This window comes from Brevundimonas sp. RM1 (assembly GCF_052907225.1).
This window is the reverse complement of sequence record NZ_JBRERY010000010.1, coordinates 57,102-75,948: the sequence shown is the minus strand read 5'-3', so window position 1 is coordinate 75,948 and position 18,847 is coordinate 57,102. Positions and strand designations below refer to the sequence as shown.

The 18,847-nt window shown below is 66.2% G+C and carries 24 protein-coding genes, 1 tRNA gene and 1 other RNA gene; 9 read left to right on the top strand and 17 right to left on the bottom strand.

The features are described 5' to 3' along the window. Positions 1-6: 6 nt before the first annotated feature. The gene (locus tag ACU5AP_RS10915) at positions 7-2,283 is read right to left on the bottom strand and encodes a spermidine synthase (RefSeq protein WP_128720126.1); all 2,277 of its coding nucleotides are present in this window, start codon (positions 2,281-2,283) and stop codon (positions 7-9) included. Between the two features lie 73 nt (positions 2,284-2,356). Between ACU5AP_RS10915 and ACU5AP_RS10910 the strand changes: the two genes are divergently transcribed. Together ACU5AP_RS10910 and ACU5AP_RS10905 are read left to right on the top strand one after the other, a co-directional pair. Beyond that, complete coding sequence (locus ACU5AP_RS10910; RefSeq protein WP_198478703.1) at positions 2,357-2,851, top strand: CinA family protein; 495 nt, start codon at positions 2,357-2,359, stop codon at positions 2,849-2,851. After that, positions 2,848-3,093 (top strand): sulfurtransferase TusA family protein, encoded by a 246-nt coding sequence (locus ACU5AP_RS10905; RefSeq protein ID WP_128720124.1) that lies wholly within the window; start codon positions 2,848-2,850, stop codon positions 3,091-3,093. The genes ACU5AP_RS10910 and ACU5AP_RS10905 overlap by 4 nt, the downstream gene beginning before the upstream one ends. On the opposite strand, the gene ACU5AP_RS10900 is transcribed toward ACU5AP_RS10905, so the two are convergent. Beyond that, the gene (locus ACU5AP_RS10900; protein ID WP_312120892.1) at positions 3,059-3,988 is read right to left on the bottom strand and encodes a YihY/virulence factor BrkB family protein; all 930 of its coding nucleotides are present in this window, start codon (positions 3,986-3,988) and stop codon (positions 3,059-3,061) included. The two genes, ACU5AP_RS10905 and ACU5AP_RS10900, sit on opposite strands and share 35 nt — an antisense overlap. 177 nt (positions 3,989-4,165) lie before the next feature. Here ACU5AP_RS10900 and ACU5AP_RS10895 point away from each other — a divergent pair, with 177 nt between their 5' ends. Further along, the gene (locus tag ACU5AP_RS10895; protein WP_446681232.1) at positions 4,166-5,464 is read left to right on the top strand and encodes a diguanylate cyclase domain-containing protein; all 1,299 of its coding nucleotides are present in this window, start codon (positions 4,166-4,168) and stop codon (positions 5,462-5,464) included. A gap of 4 nt (positions 5,465-5,468) precedes the next feature. Here ACU5AP_RS10895 and ACU5AP_RS10890 read toward each other — a convergent pair whose 3' ends face one another. Both ACU5AP_RS10890 and ACU5AP_RS10885 read right to left on the bottom strand, forming a co-directional pair. After that, complete coding sequence (locus ACU5AP_RS10890) at positions 5,469-5,657, bottom strand: DUF4169 family protein (protein ID WP_046652937.1); 189 nt, start codon at positions 5,655-5,657, stop codon at positions 5,469-5,471. After that, on the bottom strand, positions 5,657-6,250 hold the full coding sequence (locus tag ACU5AP_RS10885) for a glutathione S-transferase family protein (RefSeq protein WP_128720121.1): 594 nt from the start codon (positions 6,248-6,250) through the stop codon (positions 5,657-5,659). Before ACU5AP_RS10885 ends, ACU5AP_RS10890 begins: the two co-directional genes overlap by 1 nt. Before the next feature lie 85 nt (positions 6,251-6,335). Here ACU5AP_RS10885 and ACU5AP_RS10880 point away from each other — a divergent pair, with 85 nt between their 5' ends. Together ACU5AP_RS10880 and ACU5AP_RS10875 are read left to right on the top strand one after the other, a co-directional pair. After that, complete coding sequence (locus ACU5AP_RS10880) at positions 6,336-6,569, top strand: DUF2171 domain-containing protein (RefSeq protein WP_003165122.1); 234 nt, start codon at positions 6,336-6,338, stop codon at positions 6,567-6,569. A gap of 97 nt (positions 6,570-6,666) precedes the next feature. Continuing rightward, positions 6,667-7,062: a YccF domain-containing protein gene (locus ACU5AP_RS10875; protein ID WP_046652936.1), complete on the top strand. Its 396-nt coding sequence runs from the start codon at positions 6,667-6,669 to the stop codon at positions 7,060-7,062. Between the two features lie 63 nt (positions 7,063-7,125). On the opposite strand, the gene fumC is transcribed toward ACU5AP_RS10875, so the two are convergent. Next, complete coding sequence (gene fumC, locus ACU5AP_RS10870) at positions 7,126-8,517, bottom strand: class II fumarate hydratase (protein WP_128720120.1); 1,392 nt, start codon at positions 8,515-8,517, stop codon at positions 7,126-7,128. 105 nt (positions 8,518-8,622) lie between these two features. Here fumC and ACU5AP_RS10865 point away from each other — a divergent pair, with 105 nt between their 5' ends. After that, positions 8,623-8,973 (top strand): RusA family crossover junction endodeoxyribonuclease, encoded by a 351-nt coding sequence (locus tag ACU5AP_RS10865; RefSeq protein WP_125900891.1) that lies wholly within the window; start codon positions 8,623-8,625, stop codon positions 8,971-8,973. Between the two features lie 61 nt (positions 8,974-9,034). Here the strand turns inward: ACU5AP_RS10865 and ACU5AP_RS10860 are convergent, their stop codons facing one another. The 4 genes from ACU5AP_RS10860 to miaA form a co-directional block, all read right to left on the bottom strand. Beyond that, positions 9,035-9,526, bottom strand: a complete 492-nt coding sequence (locus ACU5AP_RS10860; protein ID WP_128720119.1) for a hypothetical protein — start codon at positions 9,524-9,526, stop codon at positions 9,035-9,037. A gap of 87 nt (positions 9,527-9,613) precedes the next feature. After that, positions 9,614-10,111, bottom strand: a complete 498-nt coding sequence (locus ACU5AP_RS10855) for an SspB family protein (RefSeq protein ID WP_046652932.1) — start codon at positions 10,109-10,111, stop codon at positions 9,614-9,616. Positions 10,112-10,244: 133 nt separating this feature from the next. Next, positions 10,245-10,613: a transfer-messenger RNA gene (gene ssrA, locus ACU5AP_RS10850) on the bottom strand. Between the two features lie 13 nt (positions 10,614-10,626). Further along, on the bottom strand, positions 10,627-11,508 hold the full coding sequence (gene miaA / locus ACU5AP_RS10845) for a tRNA (adenosine(37)-N6)-dimethylallyltransferase MiaA (RefSeq protein ID WP_128720118.1): 882 nt from the start codon (positions 11,506-11,508) through the stop codon (positions 10,627-10,629). A gap of 86 nt (positions 11,509-11,594) precedes the next feature. Between miaA and ACU5AP_RS10840 the strand changes: the two genes are divergently transcribed. Continuing rightward, entirely contained in the window at positions 11,595-12,662 is a 1,068-nt protein-coding gene (locus tag ACU5AP_RS10840; protein ID WP_003165115.1) for an Mrp/NBP35 family ATP-binding protein, read from the top strand. A gap of 11 nt (positions 12,663-12,673) precedes the next feature. Then, positions 12,674-13,096, top strand: coding sequence for a universal stress protein (locus ACU5AP_RS10835; RefSeq protein WP_446681231.1), 423 nt, complete (start codon positions 12,674-12,676; stop codon positions 13,094-13,096). Positions 13,097-13,098: 2 nt separating this feature from the next. Here the strand turns inward: ACU5AP_RS10835 and ACU5AP_RS10830 are convergent, their stop codons facing one another. Continuing rightward, complete coding sequence (locus tag ACU5AP_RS10830) at positions 13,099-13,419, bottom strand: YbjQ family protein (RefSeq protein ID WP_003165113.1); 321 nt, start codon at positions 13,417-13,419, stop codon at positions 13,099-13,101. A gap of 15 nt (positions 13,420-13,434) precedes the next feature. Beyond that, positions 13,435-13,962, bottom strand: coding sequence for a dihydrofolate reductase (locus ACU5AP_RS10825; RefSeq protein WP_128720116.1), 528 nt, complete (start codon positions 13,960-13,962; stop codon positions 13,435-13,437). A gap of 55 nt (positions 13,963-14,017) precedes the next feature. Between ACU5AP_RS10825 and ACU5AP_RS10820 the strand changes: the two genes are divergently transcribed. Next, a complete protein-coding gene (locus tag ACU5AP_RS10820; RefSeq protein ID WP_128720115.1) occupies positions 14,018-14,617 on the top strand; it encodes a hypothetical protein in 600 nt (199 codons plus the stop codon). On the opposite strand, the gene ACU5AP_RS10815 is transcribed toward ACU5AP_RS10820, so the two are convergent. The 6 genes from ACU5AP_RS10815 to ACU5AP_RS10790 all read right to left on the bottom strand — a co-directional run bounded on the left by ACU5AP_RS10815 (position 14,618) and on the right by ACU5AP_RS10790 (position 18,762). After that, on the bottom strand, positions 14,618-15,289 hold the full coding sequence (locus ACU5AP_RS10815) for an aquaporin (RefSeq protein ID WP_128720114.1): 672 nt from the start codon (positions 15,287-15,289) through the stop codon (positions 14,618-14,620). It abuts the gene before it with no gap. Between the two features lie 91 nt (positions 15,290-15,380). Beyond that, complete coding sequence (locus tag ACU5AP_RS10810) at positions 15,381-15,680, bottom strand: phosphoribosyl-ATP pyrophosphohydrolase (RefSeq protein ID WP_128720113.1); 300 nt, start codon at positions 15,678-15,680, stop codon at positions 15,381-15,383. Positions 15,681-15,695: 15 nt separating this feature from the next. Further along, positions 15,696-16,553 (bottom strand): thymidylate synthase, encoded by an 858-nt coding sequence (locus ACU5AP_RS10805; RefSeq protein ID WP_128720112.1) that lies wholly within the window; start codon positions 16,551-16,553, stop codon positions 15,696-15,698. Between the two features lie 124 nt (positions 16,554-16,677). Beyond that, positions 16,678-17,985: an SH3 domain-containing protein gene (locus tag ACU5AP_RS10800; protein WP_128720111.1), complete on the bottom strand. Its 1,308-nt coding sequence runs from the start codon at positions 17,983-17,985 to the stop codon at positions 16,678-16,680. A 78-nt stretch (positions 17,986-18,063) separates the two neighbouring features. Further along, the gene (locus ACU5AP_RS10795) at positions 18,064-18,612 is read right to left on the bottom strand and encodes a DUF924 family protein (RefSeq protein WP_128720110.1); all 549 of its coding nucleotides are present in this window, start codon (positions 18,610-18,612) and stop codon (positions 18,064-18,066) included. A gap of 73 nt (positions 18,613-18,685) precedes the next feature. Further along, positions 18,686-18,762, bottom strand: a tRNA-Pro gene (locus ACU5AP_RS10790). Positions 18,763-18,847 lie beyond the last annotated feature (85 nt).

The window sequence follows — 18,847 nt, the reverse complement described above, 5'->3', positions numbered from 1 at the left end:
CGCGCCTCAGCCGACGCGGGCCTTCATGCTGCGTATCAGGGCGTCGAACAGGTTGACGTAGTCGTCGGTCCACGGCCGCACCTTGGTCGGCTCCAGCTTGCGCCAGCGGCCGTCAGCCTTGAAGTCAGCCAGCCCCTCGGCGGTTGGCGAGATGACCAGGGCCTCGGTCGAGGCTTCGGCCATCAGGGCGGCCTCTGGGTTCTCAATATAGACCTGATGCAGTTCGGCTGCGCCCAGTTCGCGTGCGGCCGCGACGGCAGGCAGGGTGATCTCCAGATTGCGGTTGGACAGGTGCAGCACAACGACGCCTGTGGGCTTCAGCAGCTTCAGATAGCCTTCGATCGCTTCGCGGGTCAGCAGATGGGTCGGCACGGCGTCGGACGAGAAGGCGTCGATGACCAGGAGGTCATACGTGCGGCGAGGCTCCTTGTTCAGCGTCAGCCGCGCATCGCCCAGCACCGTGCGGATCGGCCCGTCGGCGCAGTCCGAGATGAAGGTGAACCAGTTCGGATCGCGCGAAATGCGGTCGACCATGGGGTCGATCTCGAAGAAGGACATCTGATCCGTGGCGCGCTTGTAGGCGGCCATGGCGCCGGAGCCCTGGCCCACCACGCCGATGACTGCGGCCGGGCCGCGGGCCTGGATCAGTTCGGCCGCCTGGCCCAGGGGCGTGGTGCGGGCGTAATACATGGTCGGGGCGCAGGCGAAGTCCGGATGGCGGGCCTGGGCGCCGTGCAAGGTGGTGCCGTGCATCAGCACATGGATGTCGCCGCCCAGCTTGGGGTCGGGCGTGACCGCCACACGCATGACGCCGAAGAAACTGCGCTCGGACAGGCTCCAGTCATAGCCGCGGCCGATGTAGTGGGCGGACAGGGTCATGGCCGCGACGACAGCCGTGAACATGAGCACTCGATCCCGAACCACGAAGGCGAGAATGGCGGCGACGCCCAGAATGATCTGCGCCGTCGTGGTCAGGCCGAAATCGCTGAAGGCCGTTCTCAGAGACGGGTTGTAGCGCAGCATCTCGAACAGCAGGGGGACGAAGACGGCGGTCGCCAAACCGGCGGCCATCAGCCAGATTTCATGTTTGGCGGGACGATCGCCCAGCCAGGGACGGGCCAGGCAGACCAACACCATGACCAGCGGATATTCCAACACCGTCTCGAACACGACCGGCGCGATCAGGGCGGTGAAGGCGCCGCCCAACACGCCGCCCAGCGACAGCAACAGGTAGAATTCCGTCAAGCGGTCCGGCGCTGGCCGTCGCGCCGCCATCTGTTGGTGGCACATCAGGGCGGTGAAGAAGAAACCCAGAAGGTGAAGGCCCAGCAGCGCCAGCCACTGGCCGGTCGTCATCCCGACCAGGGCGGCGATCAGCACCGTGAGGAAGGCCTGCAGCATCAGGGTGATGTGCAGGGGAATCCACGGCTTCGCCTGGAAGGCGATGACGAAGGTCAGCAGATAGAGGGCTAGGGGCGCGACCCAGAGGAAGGGAGCGGAGGCCACGTCCGTCGAAAGGTGAGCGGTGACGCCCAGCATTAGGCTGGATGGAGCGGCCGCGAGCAGGACCAGCACCACCTTCCGACGCCAGGGAATGGGCGGGCTGCGTTCAGCCGCCTTCTGGGGCTGAGTGATGCTCGCCGCGCGCGGCATGAGGATCGCAAGGCCCACCAGCATGATGGCGAAGACGCCATAGCCCACGGTCCAGCCCCATCTCTGTCCCGACAGGGAGGCCAGCGGCTCGATCAGGGCGGGATAGGCCAACAGGGCCAGGAAGCTTCCCAGATTGGAGGCGGCGTACAGGACATAGGGGTTGGCGCCGTCGGGGCGTCCTGCACGGACGCGCGCATACCAGGCCTGCAACAGGGGCGCCGTGGCTGACAGAACGGCGAACGGGGCGCCGACCGACAACGCCAGCGCGCCGAGCAGCCAGCCGATCGGCGCGGCCGGGTCAGGATCGCCCAGGGCCTGGGTGATGCTGAGCGGCAGGAAGAGGGCTGCGGCCGCCAACAGCACCAGGTGGATCACCGCCTGCGCCCGTATCGACGGGATGCGTTGCAGCAGGTGGGCGTAGAGATAGCCCGCCAGCAGGGCCGCCTGGAAGAAGACCATGGCGGTGTTCCACACCGACGGCGACCCGCCCAGCAGCGGCAGCACCAGCTTGGTCGTCATCGGTTGAACGACGAATACCAGGCTGGCCGAGGTGAAGACGGCGACGGCGAAGGCCGCAGGTGTTATCGCATCGACCTTGCGATGCGCCGTCGTCAGAGTTTGATCGGTCATTCGCTGCTTTCGACGTCGGGCGGCTGATTCCGTCCGGTGAGGCTATGACGACTCGTGGACGGAGCGAATTCCTATGTTGCCGCAGGATATCGAGGCGATCGCCGAGGCTGTGATCCGTCGGGCGGAGGCGAAGGGCCTGATGATCGCCACGGCTGAAAGCTGCACGGGCGGGCTGGTGTCGGGCGCGCTGACGGCGATTGCAGGCTCGTCCGCCGTGCTGGACCGCGGGTTCGTCACCTACAGCAACGAGGCCAAGGTCGAGATGCTGGGCGTGGGCAGCGATCTGTTGGCGAGCTTCGGCGCCGTGTCCGAATCGACGGCCCGCGCCATGGCTGAAGGCGCCGTGGCGCGCTCGCGGGCCTCCATCGCCGTGTCTGTGACGGGCATCGCGGGCCCTGGGGGCGGTTCGCCGCAGAAGCCGGTAGGGCTGGTGCATTTCGCTGCGCACGGCCCCAACGGCCGCACCGTGCATCTGGAGAAGCGTTTCGGCGACATCGGCCGCGACGCGATCCGGCTGGAAAGCGTGCGGACGGCCCTGGGGCTGCTGACGGACGCCGTGTCGGAATGAGCGAGGCTGTGATGACGGTGGACGCGCGTGGCCACAAATGCCCGGTGCCCAGCCTGCGCCTACGCAAGGCGCTGGAGGGACGAGAGGCGGGCGTCCGGCTGACCCTGCTGGCCACGGACGCCATGGCGCGGATCGACGTGCCGTTCCTGATGCAGGACCTGGGCGGCCGCGTGGTTCAGATCGACGAGACGGACGGCGTCCTGAGCATCACTGTCGAGACTGGCGCCGCTCTGACAGATTGACGACGGTCTCGGGCAGGGCGGCTGGCTCGGGCGGAACCGCGCGGGTCTCCCATTCGATCTCCAGTTCCGTGGCGAAGGCCCCGCCGTAGAAGACGGCGTTGACGTTCCATGACAGCCAGATCAGCAGCACCACCACGGCGCCGACCGAGCCGTAGGTCGCGCCCAGGTGGACGATCTGCTCGACATAGATGGTGCACAGCCAGGAGAAGAAGGTGGACATGACCGTGGCCACCAGGCCGCCGATGATCGCCGCCTTCCAGGCGACGCGCTTGGCGTGGGCCATGGCGTAGCGGTAGAGCATGGTCAGCCCCAGCCATAGACCCAGGGCGGGCCACAGGCCGTCCAGCGGCAGGGCCAGCCAGCCGACGGGCTGATCGGCATAGGCGTGCTCCATCAGGCGTGACGTCACCACGGCGCCCGACACGATGGTGAACAGCACGAAGGCGGCCAGCGCGACCAGGAAGGCCAGCATGTTGAACTTGAAGAAGCCGAGCGGGTTGGTCTCGTCGTGGATCAGGTTCAATCCGGCCAGCAGGGCCTTGAACCCACGGTGCGCCGCATAGGCGCCGATCACCAGGGCGATGGCGCTCTGGGCCGAGACGGTGCGCGCCGAGGCGTTCGCCAGGCGATCGATCTCATTCAGAAACAGGGTGCGCGCGGCCGAAGGGATGACGTCCGCCAGGGCGGCGGCCTGCTCGCTGACCTGTCCGATGGTCAGAACGGCCTTGTAGAAGCCGATCAGGATGGCGATGGCCGGGAACAACGCCAGCAGGGCGAAGAAGGACACGCCGCCCGTATAGAGCATGACGTCGCGACCCCAACTGCGGCTGAAAGCCCGAGTCATCAGGCGCAGCCAGAGCCGGGGTTGGGCCGTGATCGGCTTGGAAAAGGTCAATCGGCAGTCTCGATCGTCAACGAAGGGGGCGGATTAACCCCATTCGCAGCAAGGTGAGAAGTCCCAATGTCGTCATCGGATGATCAGCCTTGCCCATTGCGGGCCTCGTCGGCGCCGGTATCATGGCGGTTCTGGAGCGGTCGCGGGGGCGAGCCGCCCAGGCCAAGGAGACAGTGTTTGGAATCTGATCCGCGCGTTCTGGTCGTCGCCGACGCTGACGATCAGCTTGGCTCGCTTTGCGAAGGACTGGACCGACTAGGATGGCGTACCGTGACGGCGCGCTCGCTGAATGCAGCGCTTCTGGCGGTGTCGGACCTGCCTGTGGATGCGGCCGTGGTCGAGTTGAAGAGCCTGGCTGAAGGCGGGCTGGAGCGCCTGCGCAGCGCCGCCGCCCCGCGTTATCTGTCGATCCTGGGTCTGGGCGCTGCGTCAGATCCTGGAGGCGATGGATGCGATCTGGTTGTGTCGACCCATCCGCATCCTTTGCAGACGGCCTTCCGGTTGGAGCAGTTGACGCGCGCGGCGGTGGCCGAGGAAGAATTCAGGCTGCGTCGTGCGACGTTTGCAGGGCACGGCGTCGACCTGCCTGAGCCGACGATGGGCGACACGCCGTTGCAGGTTCTGACGGCGGGTGCGGCCGACCGCCGTTTCCTGGCCCTGTCCAACGCCCTTGCGGCGGCGGGCGCAGAGGCTGTGGCGGCGCCGACTCCCTACACGGCCTTCGACTATCTGCATGAGCGAGCGTTCGACGCCGCTGTGCTGTGGGGCGATCGGGACCATGCGCCGGCCTTGTCGATCGCGGCGGGCATGCGTCGCAACACGCGCCTCTATCATATCCCCCTGACCCTCTATCTGCGCGAGAAGGTCGAGCCTGATCTGGCTGCCTTGTTTGAACGAGGCTTCGCAGACGTCGCCGCCGCAGAGACTTCAGAGGAGGAAGCGGCCGAGCGGGTGCTGGCCCTGGCGCGCAATCATCGCCGTCGGCAGGGCTTGAGACGGGCCCTGGACGCCGTACGCGGTTGCGACCTGATGGACCCTGAGACCGGACTGTTCAGTCGCGACCTGTTCGCGGCGCATTTGGCGCGCATCGCCAAGGGCGCGCGTGAGCGGAACCGACGCCTGTCCGTGTGCGTCCTGCGCGTGCCGAATAGCGAAACCATGGCGGCGGTCCGTGCGGGCGGCTGGCTGGAGCGGGCCATGCCCCAGATCGGCGCCATGGTGTCGCGCCTGGTGCGGGTGGAGGACACGGCCGCCCGTCTGTCGTCGGAAACCTTCGCCCTGGCCTTGCCCGCGACGGATCACGCTGCGGCGCGGCTGACGGCGGAACGGATCGCGGCGGTGATCGCCTGCACCGCCTTCGACGCGGGGCCGAACCGCTCGCCCTTCGTGGTGGAGCTCGACGTCGGCGTCGCCGAGATGCAGCCGGATGAAACGCCGGCCGCCTTGCTGGAGCGCGCTTCGGCCCAGGTGTCGTGACGGTCTAGGCGTCGGCGTCGTCGTCCAGTTTGTGACCGTCCAGGCGGGCTGCGTCGCGGTCGCGTTCGGCCTTGGCTGCATCACGTTCGGCGCGGGTGCGTCCAAAGGTCAGGCGGTTGGCTTCGGCCGTCCGCTTGGCGGCGGCCTTGTCGCGGGCCTTTCGCGCCTTGTTCAGGTTGACGATCTCACCCATCAGATATGACCGTCCGGGCTGTCCTTGGCCCAGGCGCGCTTCAGCGCCGGGCGGGCGCCGATGCGCTGGACATAGGCGTCATAAGGCTCGCCCGCAGGCATGGCGGCGCGGAACCACTGCAGCAGGCTGCCGAACAGGATGTCGAGGGCCGAGAAGTCGCCCAGGATGTAGTCGCCGCCCTGGATCGCCGTGCGCCAGCGCCGGTCCAGTTCGGCATAGGCGGCCTTCTGCGTCTCGTTCCAACCGGCGGGCGGACTGGACGTCAGCACCGTCTCCAGCACATTGTTGTAGAGGCCCAGCCACGACAGATATTCCGCCCGGCGCGGATCGGCCGGTCCCGGCGCCAGGCCTGCCTCGGGGTGGCGATCGGTCATGAACAGGAAGATCAGCACGGATTCGATCAGCACCTGGCCGTCGATCTCGAGCGCCGGGGCCTGCTTCAGCGGATGGGGGTTGGCCGGATCGGTTCGGCCCTGGCCCTCTCGCCGCAGAATGTCGACGTAGTGGATGCGATAATCGGCGCCCAGTTCCTCCAGCAGCCACAGAAGGCGGGTCGAGCGGGACTGCGGCGCGTGGTGAATGATCATCGACATTGTGAACTTCCTCGCCTGGCTTTGCGGTGAACCCTCTAGCGGCCAGGCCGTTCCGAGGCGGTCCCCATAGTAACGGAGAGCGTCAATGATAAACGCCTCGATGATCAAGGAACATCAGGAAGTCGTCGGTTCGGACGGCCGCCATGTCGGCCGCGTCGATCATGTGATGGGCGACCAGATCGAGTTGGCGAAGCTGGATCTCGGTTCAGGCTTCAAGCACCATATGATCCCTGTCAGTTGGGTCACGCACGTGGACGAGCACGTCCATCTGAACATGACCCAGGACGAAGCCAAGGCGCGCTGGACCGAGAAACACTAAGGCGTCGCCTTACCGCGATTTCATCCCGGGCCCCGCTGCAATCAGCGGGGCCTTTCGCCATATGAAGAGGGTTGATTGACGCTAAGGAGCGACCGATTTGATCCGACTGATCCTGAACCTGCTGTGGTTCTTCCTGGGCGGGTTCGCCTCAGGCCTGGCCTGGCTGTTCGGCGGGCTGTTGCTGGCCTTGACGGTCGTAGGCCTGCCGTGGGCGTTTTCGGCGTGGCGGATCGCCAGCTATTCCTTCTGGCCGTTTGGGCGCGAGATCGTCTGGCGCGATCCGAACCCGGCCGATCTGGGCGCAGGCTGTCTGGGCGTCGGGCTGAATGTGATCTGGCTGGTGCTGGCGGGCTGGTACATCGCCTTGGCGCATATCCTGATCGCCGTCCCGCAGTTCGTCAGCCTGATCGGCATTCCGTTCGCGTTGAAGAACGTCGAATTGGCTAAGCTGTCGCTGGCGCCCGTGGGGCGGACCATTCGCGACAAGGACTGAGCATGAAAAACGCCGGCCGGGGCGAACCCGGCCGGCGTCTTCATGTCTGGCGATAAACGCGGCTTACTGCGGCGAGATCATCTTCTCGGGACGAACGTATTCGTCGAACTCGGCGTCTGTCAGATAACCGCCGCCGACGGCTTCCTGGCGCAGGGTGGTGCCGTTCTTGTGCGCCGTCTTGGCGATCTTGGCGCAGGTGTCGTAGCCGAGCTTGGCGTTCAGGGCCGTGACCAGCATCAGGCTGTTTTCCAGGCCGTGCTTGATGTTGTCCTCGCGCGGCTCGATGCCGACGACGCAGTTGTCAGTGAAGCTGATGGCCGCGTCGGCGACCAGGCGCACGGACTGCAGGAAGTTGTAGGCCATCACCGGGTTGTAGACGTTCAGCTCGAAGTGGCCCTGCGAACCGGCGAAGGAGATTGCGGCGTTGTTGCCGAACACCTGGGCGCAGACCTGGGTCAGGGCTTCGCTCTGGGTCGGGTTGACCTTGCCCGGCATGATGGACGAGCCCGGCTCGTTTTCCGGCAGCGACAGTTCGCCCAGACCCGCGCGCGGGCCCGAGCCCAGGAAGCGGATGTCGTTGGCGATCTTGAACAGCGAGGCGGCGACCGTGTTGATCGCGCCGTGGGTGAAGACCATGGCGTCGTGCGCGGCCAGGGCCTCGAACTTGTTCGGCGCCGTGGTGAAGGGCAGGCCGGTGATGCCCGCGATCTGGGCCGCGACCTTTTCAGCGAAGCCGATCGGAGCGTTCAGGCCGGTGCCGACGGCGGTGCCGCCCTGGGCCAGCTCCATCAGGCGCGGCAGGGTCAGTTCGATGCGCTCGATGCCCATGGCGACCTGATGGGCGTAGCCGCCGAACTCCTGGCCCAGCGTCAGCGGCGTGGCGTCCTGGGTGTGGGTGCGGCCGATCTTGATGATGTGGGCCCAGGCCTTGGCCTTGGCGTCCAGGGCGGCGTGCAGATGCTTCAGGGCGGGGATCAGGTCGTTGACCACCTGCTCGGCGCAGGCCACGTGCATGGCCGTCGGATAGGTGTCGTTCGACGACTGGCTCATGTTGACGTGGTCGTTGGGGTGGACCGGCTTCTTGGAGCCCATCTCGCCGCCCAGCATCTCGATGGCGCGGTTCGAGATCACCTCATTGGCGTTCATGTTCGACTGGGTGCCCGAACCTGTCTGCCAGACGACCAGGGGGAAGTGGTCGTTCAGCTTGCCTTCGATCACTTCATTGGCGGCGGCGATGATGGCGTCGGCCAGCTTGGGATCCAGCTTGCCCAGGTCGCGGTTGGTCTCGGCGGCGGCGCGCTTGACGATGCCCAGGGCGCGCACGACCGGCAGGGGCTGCTTTTCCCAGCCGATCTTGAAGTTGCCGAGCGAACGCTGGGCTTGGGCGCCCCAATAGCGATCGGCGGCGACCTCGATGGGGCCGAAGGTGTCGGTTTCGATACGAACGTTGCTCATGTGCGCGGGACTCGTCTCTCAGGCGTGGCGGGAAGATGCCGGGCGGTGTAGCACGCAGGCGCGGCGGGGCAAGGCGAGCCGCACTTCACGAAAGGCGGACGGCGCGTGGACGGCTGGATCGGAACCGGAAAGGTCAGGGCGCGCGAGCAGGGCGAGGCGGTCGAGATCGCCATCGACGGCCTGACCACCCAGGCCAAATACTACAAGCCGCTGGTCTATGAGTTCATGCGCAAGGAATGGACTTCGCGACCATCGTGGGGCGACTATGTCGTCGAGATCGTGATGGAGCACGTCGGCGACCCGCCATGGATGGACCTGGACAACCTGGCCAAGGCCCTTCTGGACGCCATCAAGGGCTATCTGTTCCACGACGACAGCCAGGTCGCCCGCCTGCTGGTCGAGCGCCGCGAAGGCGAGCGCGAGCGCATCACCATTCGAGTCTTTCCCCGCAAATAGAGCCACGAAAATAGGGGCCGCGCCGGGCGCGACCCCTATCTAAGGTCAGTCTAGAAGCGGTTCAGCCTGCCGCGTTCGAGATCAGCGTCTGTACGTCTTTCGGCTTGGCGATGTTCGAGCCGGCGGTCTTGTAGGTGGTCAGCTTGCCGCCTTCCCACAGGCCGACTTCCAGCGCCTTGGTCGCCGGGTCGATCAGCAGATAGGCCGCGTTGACGCCGCCCTCATGCTGCTTGTTGCCCGAAGTGAACAGGACGGCGCCGTCTTTTTGCAGCGGCGCTTGGGTCTGCATATTGGTCGTCAGGACGTCGAACTTGTCGCCCAGCAGCGTCTTCAAATCAGCCGTGATCGCGCTGTCTTCTAGAAGCTTGGTCTCGTTGGGATACTTGCCGATCTGGGTGTTCAGGGCGTTCCAGTCAGCAGCGGCGGTTTCAACGGTTGCGGGCGCGGCCTCGGTCGAGGCGGTCGGGGTTTCCGCCGGCGGCGTCGCTTCAGGCTGGCTGCAGGCGGCCAGCGTCAGGGAGACGGCGGCGGCGGACATGAGAGACAGACGCATGGAAGCGACCTCGCTTAGGTAAGGAAGGGGAGGTTACGGCAACGCTTATCTGCAGCCAAAGGTTGCGCGCCCTTTGGCGCGAAGACGTTATTTCTTGCGGAACTGGTCCAGCGAAACGACCTTCGGGCCGTCGTCGTCCGAGGGTGGAGGCGGGGCGGCGTCCGGGTCGCGCGCCGGCGGCGACAGGGGCGCGATCTCGGCCTCGACGATTTCCGGCTCGTCGAACTGCAGCAGGAACTGCACGCTGGGGTCGTAGAAGCGGACCACGGCGCTGTAGGGCACGGTCAGCACCTTGGGCGCGCCGCCGAACTTCAGCATCACCGAAAACAGGTCAGGCTCTACCGCCAGATCCCAATATTGGTGTTGCAGCACCACCGTCATCTCGTCCGGGTATTTGGCCAGGACGTCCGGCGGGACGCTGACGCCGGCGCCGCGGGTCTTGAAGGTGATGTAGAAGTGGTGGGCGCCGGGAATGCCCTCGGGCTCAGCCGCGCGCTCAAGCGCCAGGCGGATCACGCCGCGCAGGGCGTCCTGGGCGAGTTGCTCATAATGCATCTCGTCGACAGGGGGAGTTTGATCCGTCATCGGCGCCTCAAGAAAGGGGAACGCGCGACTGTTACCCGCCCAAGGCGAGCGACGGAAGACGCAGAGTCGCCTGCGGCAAAGGAATTTCGATGTCGGGACAAGCGCCGGGATTCTGTCGCCAGACTCCTAAGGAAGTGGGGGGCTTCTGTTGCCAGGCGCCCCCCGGGCCCCGCCTAAGGATCTGAACCCCTAGGACTTAAGTGTTCGAAATCAACCGAACCGCATTACGCGGCGAGGCGGACTTCTCCAGCGAAGTTATCGTTCGCAGTTAGATAAAGGCCCGATACGGTGGGCCAGGACGAGCGAAAGCAATCCTCTTTACACGTCCGTCGATGCTAGTCGGCCCCATGCTGCCTCCGCCGATAACGCGGGGAAGAAGTTGGTGGAGCCGCCGGGAATCGCACCCGGGTCCGGTCCGCTTATTACAGGCGCGTTTATCGCCATAGCTCGGGCGAACCCGAGCAGGATCAATATAGTATGGGCGACGCGGCCTTCCAAGGGGCTGGCGAAGAAGTTCAGGCGAAACCGGGGTGGCGGGGCCAATCCCTCTGCTGGTTGCGGAACCAGGTCAACTGACGCTTGGCGTAGTTGCGGGTGGACTGCTTCACGGCGTCGACGGCGTCGCCCAGCGACAGTTCGCCCCTTAGATGCGCCGCCAGTTCGCGCACGCCGACCGCCTTCATGGCGGGTAGGTCCGGGTCCAGATCGCGGGCGACGAGGGCGCGCACCTCGTTCAGCGCGCAGTGCGCCATCATCAGATCCACCCGAGCGTCACATGAGGCGTAAAGACGATCGCGCGACGGCTCCACGACGAGGGTATCGTAGCTGTCGGGAGGCAATAGCGGTCGGGTGTCGGCCTTCCAGGCGCTGAGCGCGCGGCCGCTGGCGCGATGCACGCTGAGGGCGCGAACCAGACGCTGCCGATCGCCGGGAAAGACGGCGGCTTCGGCGACGGGGTCGACTTCGGCCAGGCGGCGACGGAAGGCGGTTTCGCCTTCAGCGTCGAACTCGGCCTGAACGGCGTCGCGAGTTTCGACCGGTATGGGCGGAATATCGGCCAGCCCCTTCGTCAGGGCGTTGAAATAGAGGCCGGTGCCGCCGACCAGCAGGGCGGGGCGACCCTCAGACGCCAGTTCGGCCAGCAGGTCCATGACAGCCCGATTCCACCGACCGACTGACCAGGCGTCGGCGGCGTCAGCGACGCCGTAGAGGCGATGCGAGACCGCAGCTTCATCCTCAGCCGACGGGCGGGCGCTCAGCACGCGCAGGTCGGCGTACAGCTGTTGGCTGTCGGCGTTGATGATGACGGCATTCGTTTCGCGCGCGCGCTCCATCGCCAAGCGCGACTTGCCTGAGGCGGTGGGGCCGGCGATCAGGGTGACGAGGGGCTGGGACAAAGGATCAACTCGCGAACGGACGCTTAGGGCGATAGAACGCCCGTCACCGGCCCGGCAAGTCCGTCGAGCCACAAGGAGTCTCCATCGTGACCGACCGCGCCGCCGTTCTCGCCGCCCTCGACGCCGTGACCGACCCGAAGTCGGGCCAGGGGCTGGCGACGGCCGGGCTGGTGCAGGGGCTGGTTGTGGCCGACGGCCGCGCGGGCTTCGTCATGGAAGTTCCAGCCAAGGAAACGGCGCTGTACGCCCCCGTGCGCGACGCGGCCGAAACGGCGCTGAAGGCGATACCGGGCATGGAGCGCGTGTCGGTCGTCCTGACCGCCGAGGCTGTGGCCGCCGCGCCGCGCCGTACGGCGGGCCTGTCGAAGGCCGCGACCGATCAGGGGCGGCCCAAGGCGCCGGTCCCGACGGATCGCCCTGCCCATGTGAAGCGCGTCCTGGCCGTGGCCAGCGGCAAGGGCGGCGTTGGAAAGTCGACGGTTGCGGTCAACCTGGCGGCGGCGTTGGCGGCGCGCGGCCTGTCGGCCGGGGTGTTGGACGCCGATGTCTATGGCCCGTCCTTGCCGACCATGCTGGGCCTGTCGGGCCAGCCCGCCTATGAGGACGGGGCCATGGTCCCGCATACGGCGTACGGCTTGAAAGCCATGTCGGTCGGCCTGCTGACCAAGGCCGAGGACGCGATGATCTGGCGCGGGCCGATGGCGTCGCAGGCCATTACCCAGATGCTGACCCAGACGCGCTGGGGCACGGAAGAGCAGCCGCTGGACGTCCTGGTCATCGACCTGCCGCCGGGCACCGGCGACGTACAGCTGACCCTGATCCAGAAGACGCCGCTGGATGGGGCGGTGATCGTCTCGACGCCGCAGGAAGTGGCCCTGGCCGATGCGCGCCGGGCGCATACCCTGTTTGCAAAGGTCGGCGTGCCGACCCTGGGTCTGATCGAGAACATGAGCGGCGAAGTATTCGGGACCGGCGGCGCCGAGGCCGAGGCCGCGCGCCTGAATGCGCCCTATCTGGGCGATCTGCCGCTGGACGGGGCGATACGCCGCGCGGGCGATGCGGGGCGGCCATTGGTCGCCGCTGACCCGCAGCATCCGGCGTCCGGCCGTTTCCACCAGATCGCCGCGCAGGTCGCTGCGGCGCTGGGTCTCTGAAGGAGAGGGTGATGGCGGAACAGGAAACGTCCGTCGTCGTCTGCGGCATCGACGGCAGCGCGCACGCCGAAGCGGCCGTGCGTCTGGCGGCGCAACTGGCCAAGGCGAAGGGCGGCAAGCTGGTCTTGGTGGCGGTCAATCCACTCAGTTCGGCCAGCGGCCACCCCGACATTCGCGCCTGGAAGGTCGAGGAGCAGGAGGCCATCCTAGCCCGCTCGACAGCCGAGGCCCGCCGTCACTGCGAATCGGTCGAGGCTGTGACGATCGAGGGTCATGATGTCCCTGACGCCCTGATCGCCGCCGCCGCTCAACTGGGCGCGGACCACATCGTCGTGGGTACGGGCGACCGCAAGGGCCTGGTCAACTGGCTGATGGGTTCGACCGCCAAGGCCGTGGCCGCCCGCGCGCCGGTCAGCGTGACGATCGCCCGCTAGCTTCAGACGGGTTCGACCACCACGGCGGTGCCGTAAGCCAGAACCTCGGTCACGCCGGGCATGATTTCATTGGCGTCGTAGCGCATGGCCAGGATGGCGTTGGCGCCGATCTCCTGCGCATGGGCGATCAGGTCGTCATAGGCTTCCTGCCGCGCCGCCTCGGCCAGTTTGACGTAGGCGCCGACCTTGCCGCCGATCATCGACTGCACCCCGCCGATGGCGTCGGAGATGACGTTGCGCGAGCGCACGGTGATGCCGCGCACCACGCCCAGTTGACGCACGACGCGATGACCGGCCAGGTCATTGGTGGTGGCGACGATCATTCGGCTCTCCTTGATTCAGCGACGATCCAGAACGGTGAAGGCGAAAGCGTGGTCGTCCTTCTCGCCCGCTTCGTGCGGTTCGAACGCGGTGCGGACGAAGGCGGTTTCGTCGAAGGGCGGGAAGACGGCGTCGCCTTCAGGCTCGGCCTCGACCTCGGTGATGTAAAGACGCTTGGCGCGGGGCAGGGCGGCGGCGAAGATCGCCGTGCCGCCGATGACGCAGACTTCGTCGACGCCGTCCTCCGCCGCCTGTTCACGCGCGATGGACAGGGCCTCGTCCAGGGTGGCGCAGACCACGGCGCCCTTGGCCAGACCGGCCTCGGCGTAGGATTCATCCTTGGTCAGGACGATGTTCAGGCGGCCGGGCAGGGGCTTCAACGGCAGGCTCTCCCACGTCTTGCGGCCCATGATGCAGGGCTTGCCCACGGTCACGGCCTTGAAACGTTGCAGGTCCGAGCGCAGTCGCCAGGGCAGGTCGCCGTCGCGACCGATGACGTCGTTCCTGGCGCGGGCGACGACGAGGGCGATTGAGGGAACGGCCAAGCTGGTTTTCCGTTGAGGTTGGAACTTTGCATGTCAAATGCCCCCGGAGCCTCGTGTGAACAAGTACGCCAAACCGTTGATCGTCGGATTCGTCGTCCTGTTGACCGTTTCCTTCGGTATCGGTTTCCTGGGAGGAGCTGTCGGGGCGGATCTGGGCGTGCTGCCGATGATGGCCGGTCTCTTCGCCGGCGCGTTCACCGCCTACATCATGGCCAATCTGGCGGGAAACCGAGCCGGCGTCGCGGCGTCCGAAGCCGATCGCGCGGCGGCGGCCAGCCTGACGCCGCCTCACGGCAAAGCCCTGGTCATCGTCTATCGCGAAGGCTTTGTGGCCATGGCTGCGGGCATGAACCTGGCGCTGGATGGTCGTGAATTCGCCCAGATCAAGGGCGGCAAGTTCACCGCCCTGGCGGTCGATCCGGGCGAGCATGAGCTATCGGCCGGCTTCGGCGGCCTGGCCGGTCCTCAGAACAACGCCGCGGTCGTCAGTTTCGTCGCGCGCGACGGTCAGGCTTTCGCCTATCGGGCCACGGTGTCGATGGGCGCGGTCAAAAACAGCGTCGTGCTGGTGCCCGCGCCCGAAGACAAGGATGCGCTCAGCGCCAGGTTGGCGCGCATGCCGATGACGGCGCCGGACAGCGCCGCCTCGACCTGATCAGGCGTCCGGCTCTAGCAGTTTCGCACGGAACAGCAGGCCGCCGATCACCGCGCCGATCGCCGGGGCGACGAAGAAGACCCAGACCTGGCTCAGCGCTTGGCCCCCGACCAGCAGGGCCGGGCCGAAGCTGCGGGCCGGATTGACCGACACGCCCGTCACCTGGATGCCGACGATGTGGATGACGGCCAGGGTGATGCCGATGGCGACCCCGGCGAAAGCGCCGTGCCCCTTGGCCCCTGTCACGCCCAGGATGGCGATCAGGAAGATGGCGGTCGCCACCACCTCGAAAACCAGGGCCGCGTGCAGGCCGTACCCGCCCGGCGATCCGGCGTCGAAGCCGTTCTGGCCCAGGTGGGCGAAGCCCGTCTTGGCGATCATGCCCAGGATGGCCGCGCCGATGATCGCGCCGATGAACTGGGCGATCCAGTAGACGACCATGTCCTTGGCGCTTATCCGTCCGGCGACGAAGGCGCCCAGGCTGACAGCCGGATTGACGTGGCAGCCCGACACCGGCCCGATGCCATAGGCCATGGCGACGATGGCGAAGCCGAAGGCCAGGGCGATGCCCAACTGCCCGACGTGATCGAACCCGCCCAGCACGGCGGCCCCGCATCCGAAAAGCACCAGAACCAGCGTGCCGACCAGTTCGGCGGCGAACTTCTTGACCATGAAACCCTCCCGTTTCCAGTCACCGCCTGGTGGCGGATCGCAAAGAGGGTGCGCTTAAAAAGCCGAATTCGCCAGTCGACGTTACGTGAGTTTACGTATCCGCCTTCAACCAGCGCAGCCATTTGCGCTGCATGGCGGCGTTCAGGTCGACGCCGGCGCGGTCGCAGTAGATCAGCAGCATGCCCAGAACGTCGGCTGCTTCGTCGGCCAGGGCCCGAGCATCAGCGGCGCCGCGCGCCCGTTGGGTCAGGCGCAGATGCTCGGCGGTCAGTTCGCCCAGCTCTTCCTGCAGCTTCAGCAGGGCCCAATCGCGATCGCGGTCGATGGAATGTTCGCGCGCATAGATGTCGGAGATGCGCAGGACATCCGCCTGGAGGTCGGTGAGTTTCATCGGGATCAGGCCGCCTTAGACGGCGACGGCGGCCTTGATGTGAGGCCAGGACTGGTAGTCGTTCAGCACGAAGTCCGATAGCTCGAAGCCGAACAGGTCGTCCTTGTCCGCCACGCTCAAGGTCGGCAGGGGCAGGGGAGCGCGGCTCAGTTGCAGCTCAGCCTGTTCCAGGTGGTTCAGATACAGGTGGGCGTCGCCGAAGGTGTGGACGAAATCGCCCGGCTCCAGCCCCACGACCTTGGCCAGCATGTGCGTCAACAGGGCGTAGGAGGCGATGTTGAACGGCACGCCCAGGAAAACGTCGGCCGACCGTTGGTACAGCTGGCAGCTCAGCTTTCCGTCAGCGACGAAGAATTGGAACAGGCAGTGGCAGGGCGGCAGGGCCATGTCGTCCACGTCGGCCGGGTTCCAGGCGCTGACGATGTGGCGGCGGCTGTTGGGATTGGTCTTGAGGCCGTGCACTAGCTTCTGGATCTGGTCGATGCTCGCGCCGTTGGGCGCGGCCCAGGAGCGCCACTGCTTGCCATAGACGGGGCCTAGGTCGCCGTCGGCGTCGGCCCATTCGTCCCAGATGCTGACGCCGTTGTCCTTCAGCCAGGCGATGTTGGTCTCGCCGCGCAGGAACCACAGCAGTTCGATGAAGATCGACCGCGTGTGCAGCTTCTTCGTCGTCAGCAGGGGGAAGCCCTTGGACAGGTCGAAGCGCATCTGGCGCCCGAAGACGCCCAGGGTGCCGGTGCCGGTGCGGTCGTCCCGCCGTACGCCGTTGTCGAGAATGTCCCGCAGCAGGTTCAGATACTGCCACTCAGGATGATCGGCAGGCGCGGCCGCCGTACGAGTTTCGAGATCAGCAAGGGCGACGGCGGCGTTCATGGGAAGAGAGGATGCCGCTGATTCGGCGCCGACGGCAGGCGCCTGATTCGCTTGCTCACAGAAAAGAGAAAGCGCCCGCCGATCGAACCGGCGGACGCTTTGCTAAAGGGCGGCAGCGATGTGGTCAGCGTGCGGGCGCCAAACGCTCGTTCTGCACCCAGCCGATGTTGTCGTCGCTATCCAGCACCTCTATCCAGCCGCCGCGCTCCTTTCCGGTGGGGAACACCACCTCGCGCGCGGCCAGAGGCCGAATGGTCTCGCCGTCAGGGGCGGCGCGCAGGATCGTCGGCAGCGCCAGGCTGCGGCTCGACATAGACGGACGCTCGGCATAGCGACGGCGGTCGTCTTCCTCTCGGCGGATTTCTTCGCGAATGCGGCGACGCTCGGCTTCGCGCTCGCGCTCGGCCCGTTCCAGTTCGCGGCGTTCTTCAGCCGCCACGCGACGCGTCTCCGCTTCGCGGTTGGCGGTTTCAGCGGCGATGGCTTCACGGTTGGCGCGGGTGACTTCCGGAATTTGGGAGCCGGTGCCGCCCAGGCTGGTCACCAGGTCGGCATACCCGCGCACCATGGCCAGGGCGATGATCTTGCCTTCTTCTTCGCTTTCATATCCCGCGCCGACGCGGCCGCCGAAATGATTGTCGCGGATACGCAGGCTGCGCAGGTCGCCTTTGTTCGCCACGGCGCGCGTGTTGCCGACCGTTTCAGCCAGAGGCACGCTGGCCAGGGAGAAGACGACCTGGGCGTCTTCCTTGCCGCGTCCGATGTCCTTCTTGAGATCGCGAATCCGTTCGACCGTATTGGCGTTCAGGGAAGGCGCCGGTCCCTGAGCGGCTTGCCCGCCTTGCCCGCCGAGGACATTTCCGGCCATGTTCGTGGCGGCGTTCAGAGCCTGCATCTGCAAGGGGTTGAGGCCGGCGCCGGCGCCCAGGCCGCCAAAACCTCCCAGGCCGCCGCCCATTTCCCCGCCCGTCGCCGCAGCGAGGCCGGCGGTGAGCAGGGCTCGGCCGCCGACCGCCGCCAGGGAACCGAGCAGGCCAGACCCGCGGTCGTTGTCGGTCGGCTCGATCGGATTCGCCAATTCGGCGACCAGAACGAAGTCGGCGGTGCGAACGCGGGCGCCGCCGCCAAGGCTGCGCTCACGCTCCACCAGGTCCATGCCCGGCCCGCGCTCGATCAGGGTGAAGCAGCCGGATTCACGAATTACCGTGCGCAGCAGTTGGGTCGGCGCCCCCAGGCCCATTTGATCGAACAGGACGCTTTGTGTTTCGGCGATCGCCACCGTGCCCAGGTTCTGAGTGCAGCGCGGCGCCTCATTGATGACCTGAGTCGTCTCCGCATTTCCGCGACGACCGAAAATCTGTGCTTCAGCCGGTGTGGTGAGGGCTGCAATGAGAGCCGAGGTCGCCGTCAGGGCGAGAGCGTAGCGATTCATTATGTCTTCGGCTGGCTGTTGAAGAAGCCTGGGCCTTAGCTTCACCATACCCGTAAATCAACCAACGCTCTGCGGGCGCTATCCGGAAAAACCTCCGGCATTTAAGAATTCCAGCTCCTGGGACGTGCTGTCCCGACCCAGGCAATTGTTTCTGTGCGGAAAACGGCCGAAGCGGGCGACGATCTCCCGATGGATGACGGCGAACTTGTAGGTCTCGGCTTCTTTTTCCGGGCTTAACAGGCGCAGCAGCCGCTCCTGATCCGCCAATGATTCAGAGTGCATCAGTGGCATCAGGATAAAAGAGCGTAGGTCCGGGGCGACCTTGCGATCATGTCCGCGATAAATCGCATCTTTTGAGAATTTCAGCGCCAAGGGATCGGTCGCGAACATGTGGGCTGTATCGCGAAAGGCGTTTCGCGGCAGCTGATCCAGCAGGATGATCAGAGCCAGGGCGGCGTCGGGCGCTTCGATCCAATGATCCAGTTCGCGGCGCGCTGCGGCGTAGTGCGTGTCGCAGCAGCGATCAGAGAAGGCCCGATCAAAGGCGACGTCCTTGGCGAACCATTTCTCCGGCCCGGCGTCAGACCAGAAATCCAACACTTCAGAGGGGGTAAGGCGTTGTGTCATCCTGCAAACCTAGCAGCGACGCGCGAAAAGGCACGGCCTAGGCCGTGTCATTCGCTTAACAATGTAAGAAAGATGGTCGGAGTGATAGGATTCGAACCTACGACCCCCGCGTCCCGAACGCGGTGCTCTACCAGACTGAGCCACACTCCGACTTTCGCAGATCAAACGACCTGTGGGCCGCCATCTGCGTCGAGGAGGGGGCTTATAGCCATGCCGACCGGCCCTCGCAAGCGGG

What these genes read in the sequence shown, in the direction of transcription:
- ACU5AP_RS10915 (WP_128720126.1), bottom strand. Translation starts at nt 2,283, where the DNA reads ATGACCGATCAAACTCTGACGACGGCGCATCGCAAGGTCGATGCGATA.
- ACU5AP_RS10910 (WP_198478703.1), top strand. Translation starts at nt 2,357, where the DNA reads ATGTTGCCGCAGGATATCGAGGCGATCGCCGAGGCTGTGATCCGTCGG.
- ACU5AP_RS10905 (WP_128720124.1), top strand. Translation starts at nt 2,848, where the DNA reads ATGAGCGAGGCTGTGATGACGGTGGACGCGCGTGGCCACAAATGCCCG.
- ACU5AP_RS10890 (WP_046652937.1), bottom strand. Translation starts at nt 5,657, where the DNA reads ATGGGTGAGATCGTCAACCTGAACAAGGCGCGAAAGGCCCGCGACAAG.
- ACU5AP_RS10885 (WP_128720121.1), bottom strand. Translation starts at nt 6,250, where the DNA reads ATGTCGATGATCATTCACCACGCGCCGCAGTCCCGCTCGACCCGCCTT.
- ACU5AP_RS10880 (WP_003165122.1), top strand. Translation starts at nt 6,336, where the DNA reads ATGATAAACGCCTCGATGATCAAGGAACATCAGGAAGTCGTCGGTTCG.
- fumC (WP_128720120.1), bottom strand. Translation starts at nt 8,517, where the DNA reads ATGAGCAACGTTCGTATCGAAACCGACACCTTCGGCCCCATCGAGGTC.
- ACU5AP_RS10860 (WP_128720119.1), bottom strand. Translation starts at nt 9,526, where the DNA reads ATGCGTCTGTCTCTCATGTCCGCCGCCGCCGTCTCCCTGACGCTGGCC.
- ACU5AP_RS10855 (WP_046652932.1), bottom strand. Translation starts at nt 10,111, where the DNA reads ATGACGGATCAAACTCCCCCTGTCGACGAGATGCATTATGAGCAACTC.
- ACU5AP_RS10835 (WP_446681231.1), top strand. Translation starts at nt 12,674, where the DNA reads ATGGCGGAACAGGAAACGTCCGTCGTCGTCTGCGGCATCGACGGCAGC.
- ACU5AP_RS10830 (WP_003165113.1), bottom strand. Translation starts at nt 13,419, where the DNA reads ATGATCGTCGCCACCACCAATGACCTGGCCGGTCATCGCGTCGTGCGT.
- ACU5AP_RS10815 (WP_128720114.1), bottom strand. Translation starts at nt 15,289, where the DNA reads ATGGTCAAGAAGTTCGCCGCCGAACTGGTCGGCACGCTGGTTCTGGTG.
- ACU5AP_RS10810 (WP_128720113.1), bottom strand. Translation starts at nt 15,680, where the DNA reads ATGAAACTCACCGACCTCCAGGCGGATGTCCTGCGCATCTCCGACATC.
- ACU5AP_RS10805 (WP_128720112.1), bottom strand. Translation starts at nt 16,553, where the DNA reads ATGAACGCCGCCGTCGCCCTTGCTGATCTCGAAACTCGTACGGCGGCC.
- ACU5AP_RS10800 (WP_128720111.1), bottom strand. Translation starts at nt 17,985, where the DNA reads ATGAATCGCTACGCTCTCGCCCTGACGGCGACCTCGGCTCTCATTGCA.
- ACU5AP_RS10795 (WP_128720110.1), bottom strand. Translation starts at nt 18,612, where the DNA reads ATGACACAACGCCTTACCCCCTCTGAAGTGTTGGATTTCTGGTCTGAC.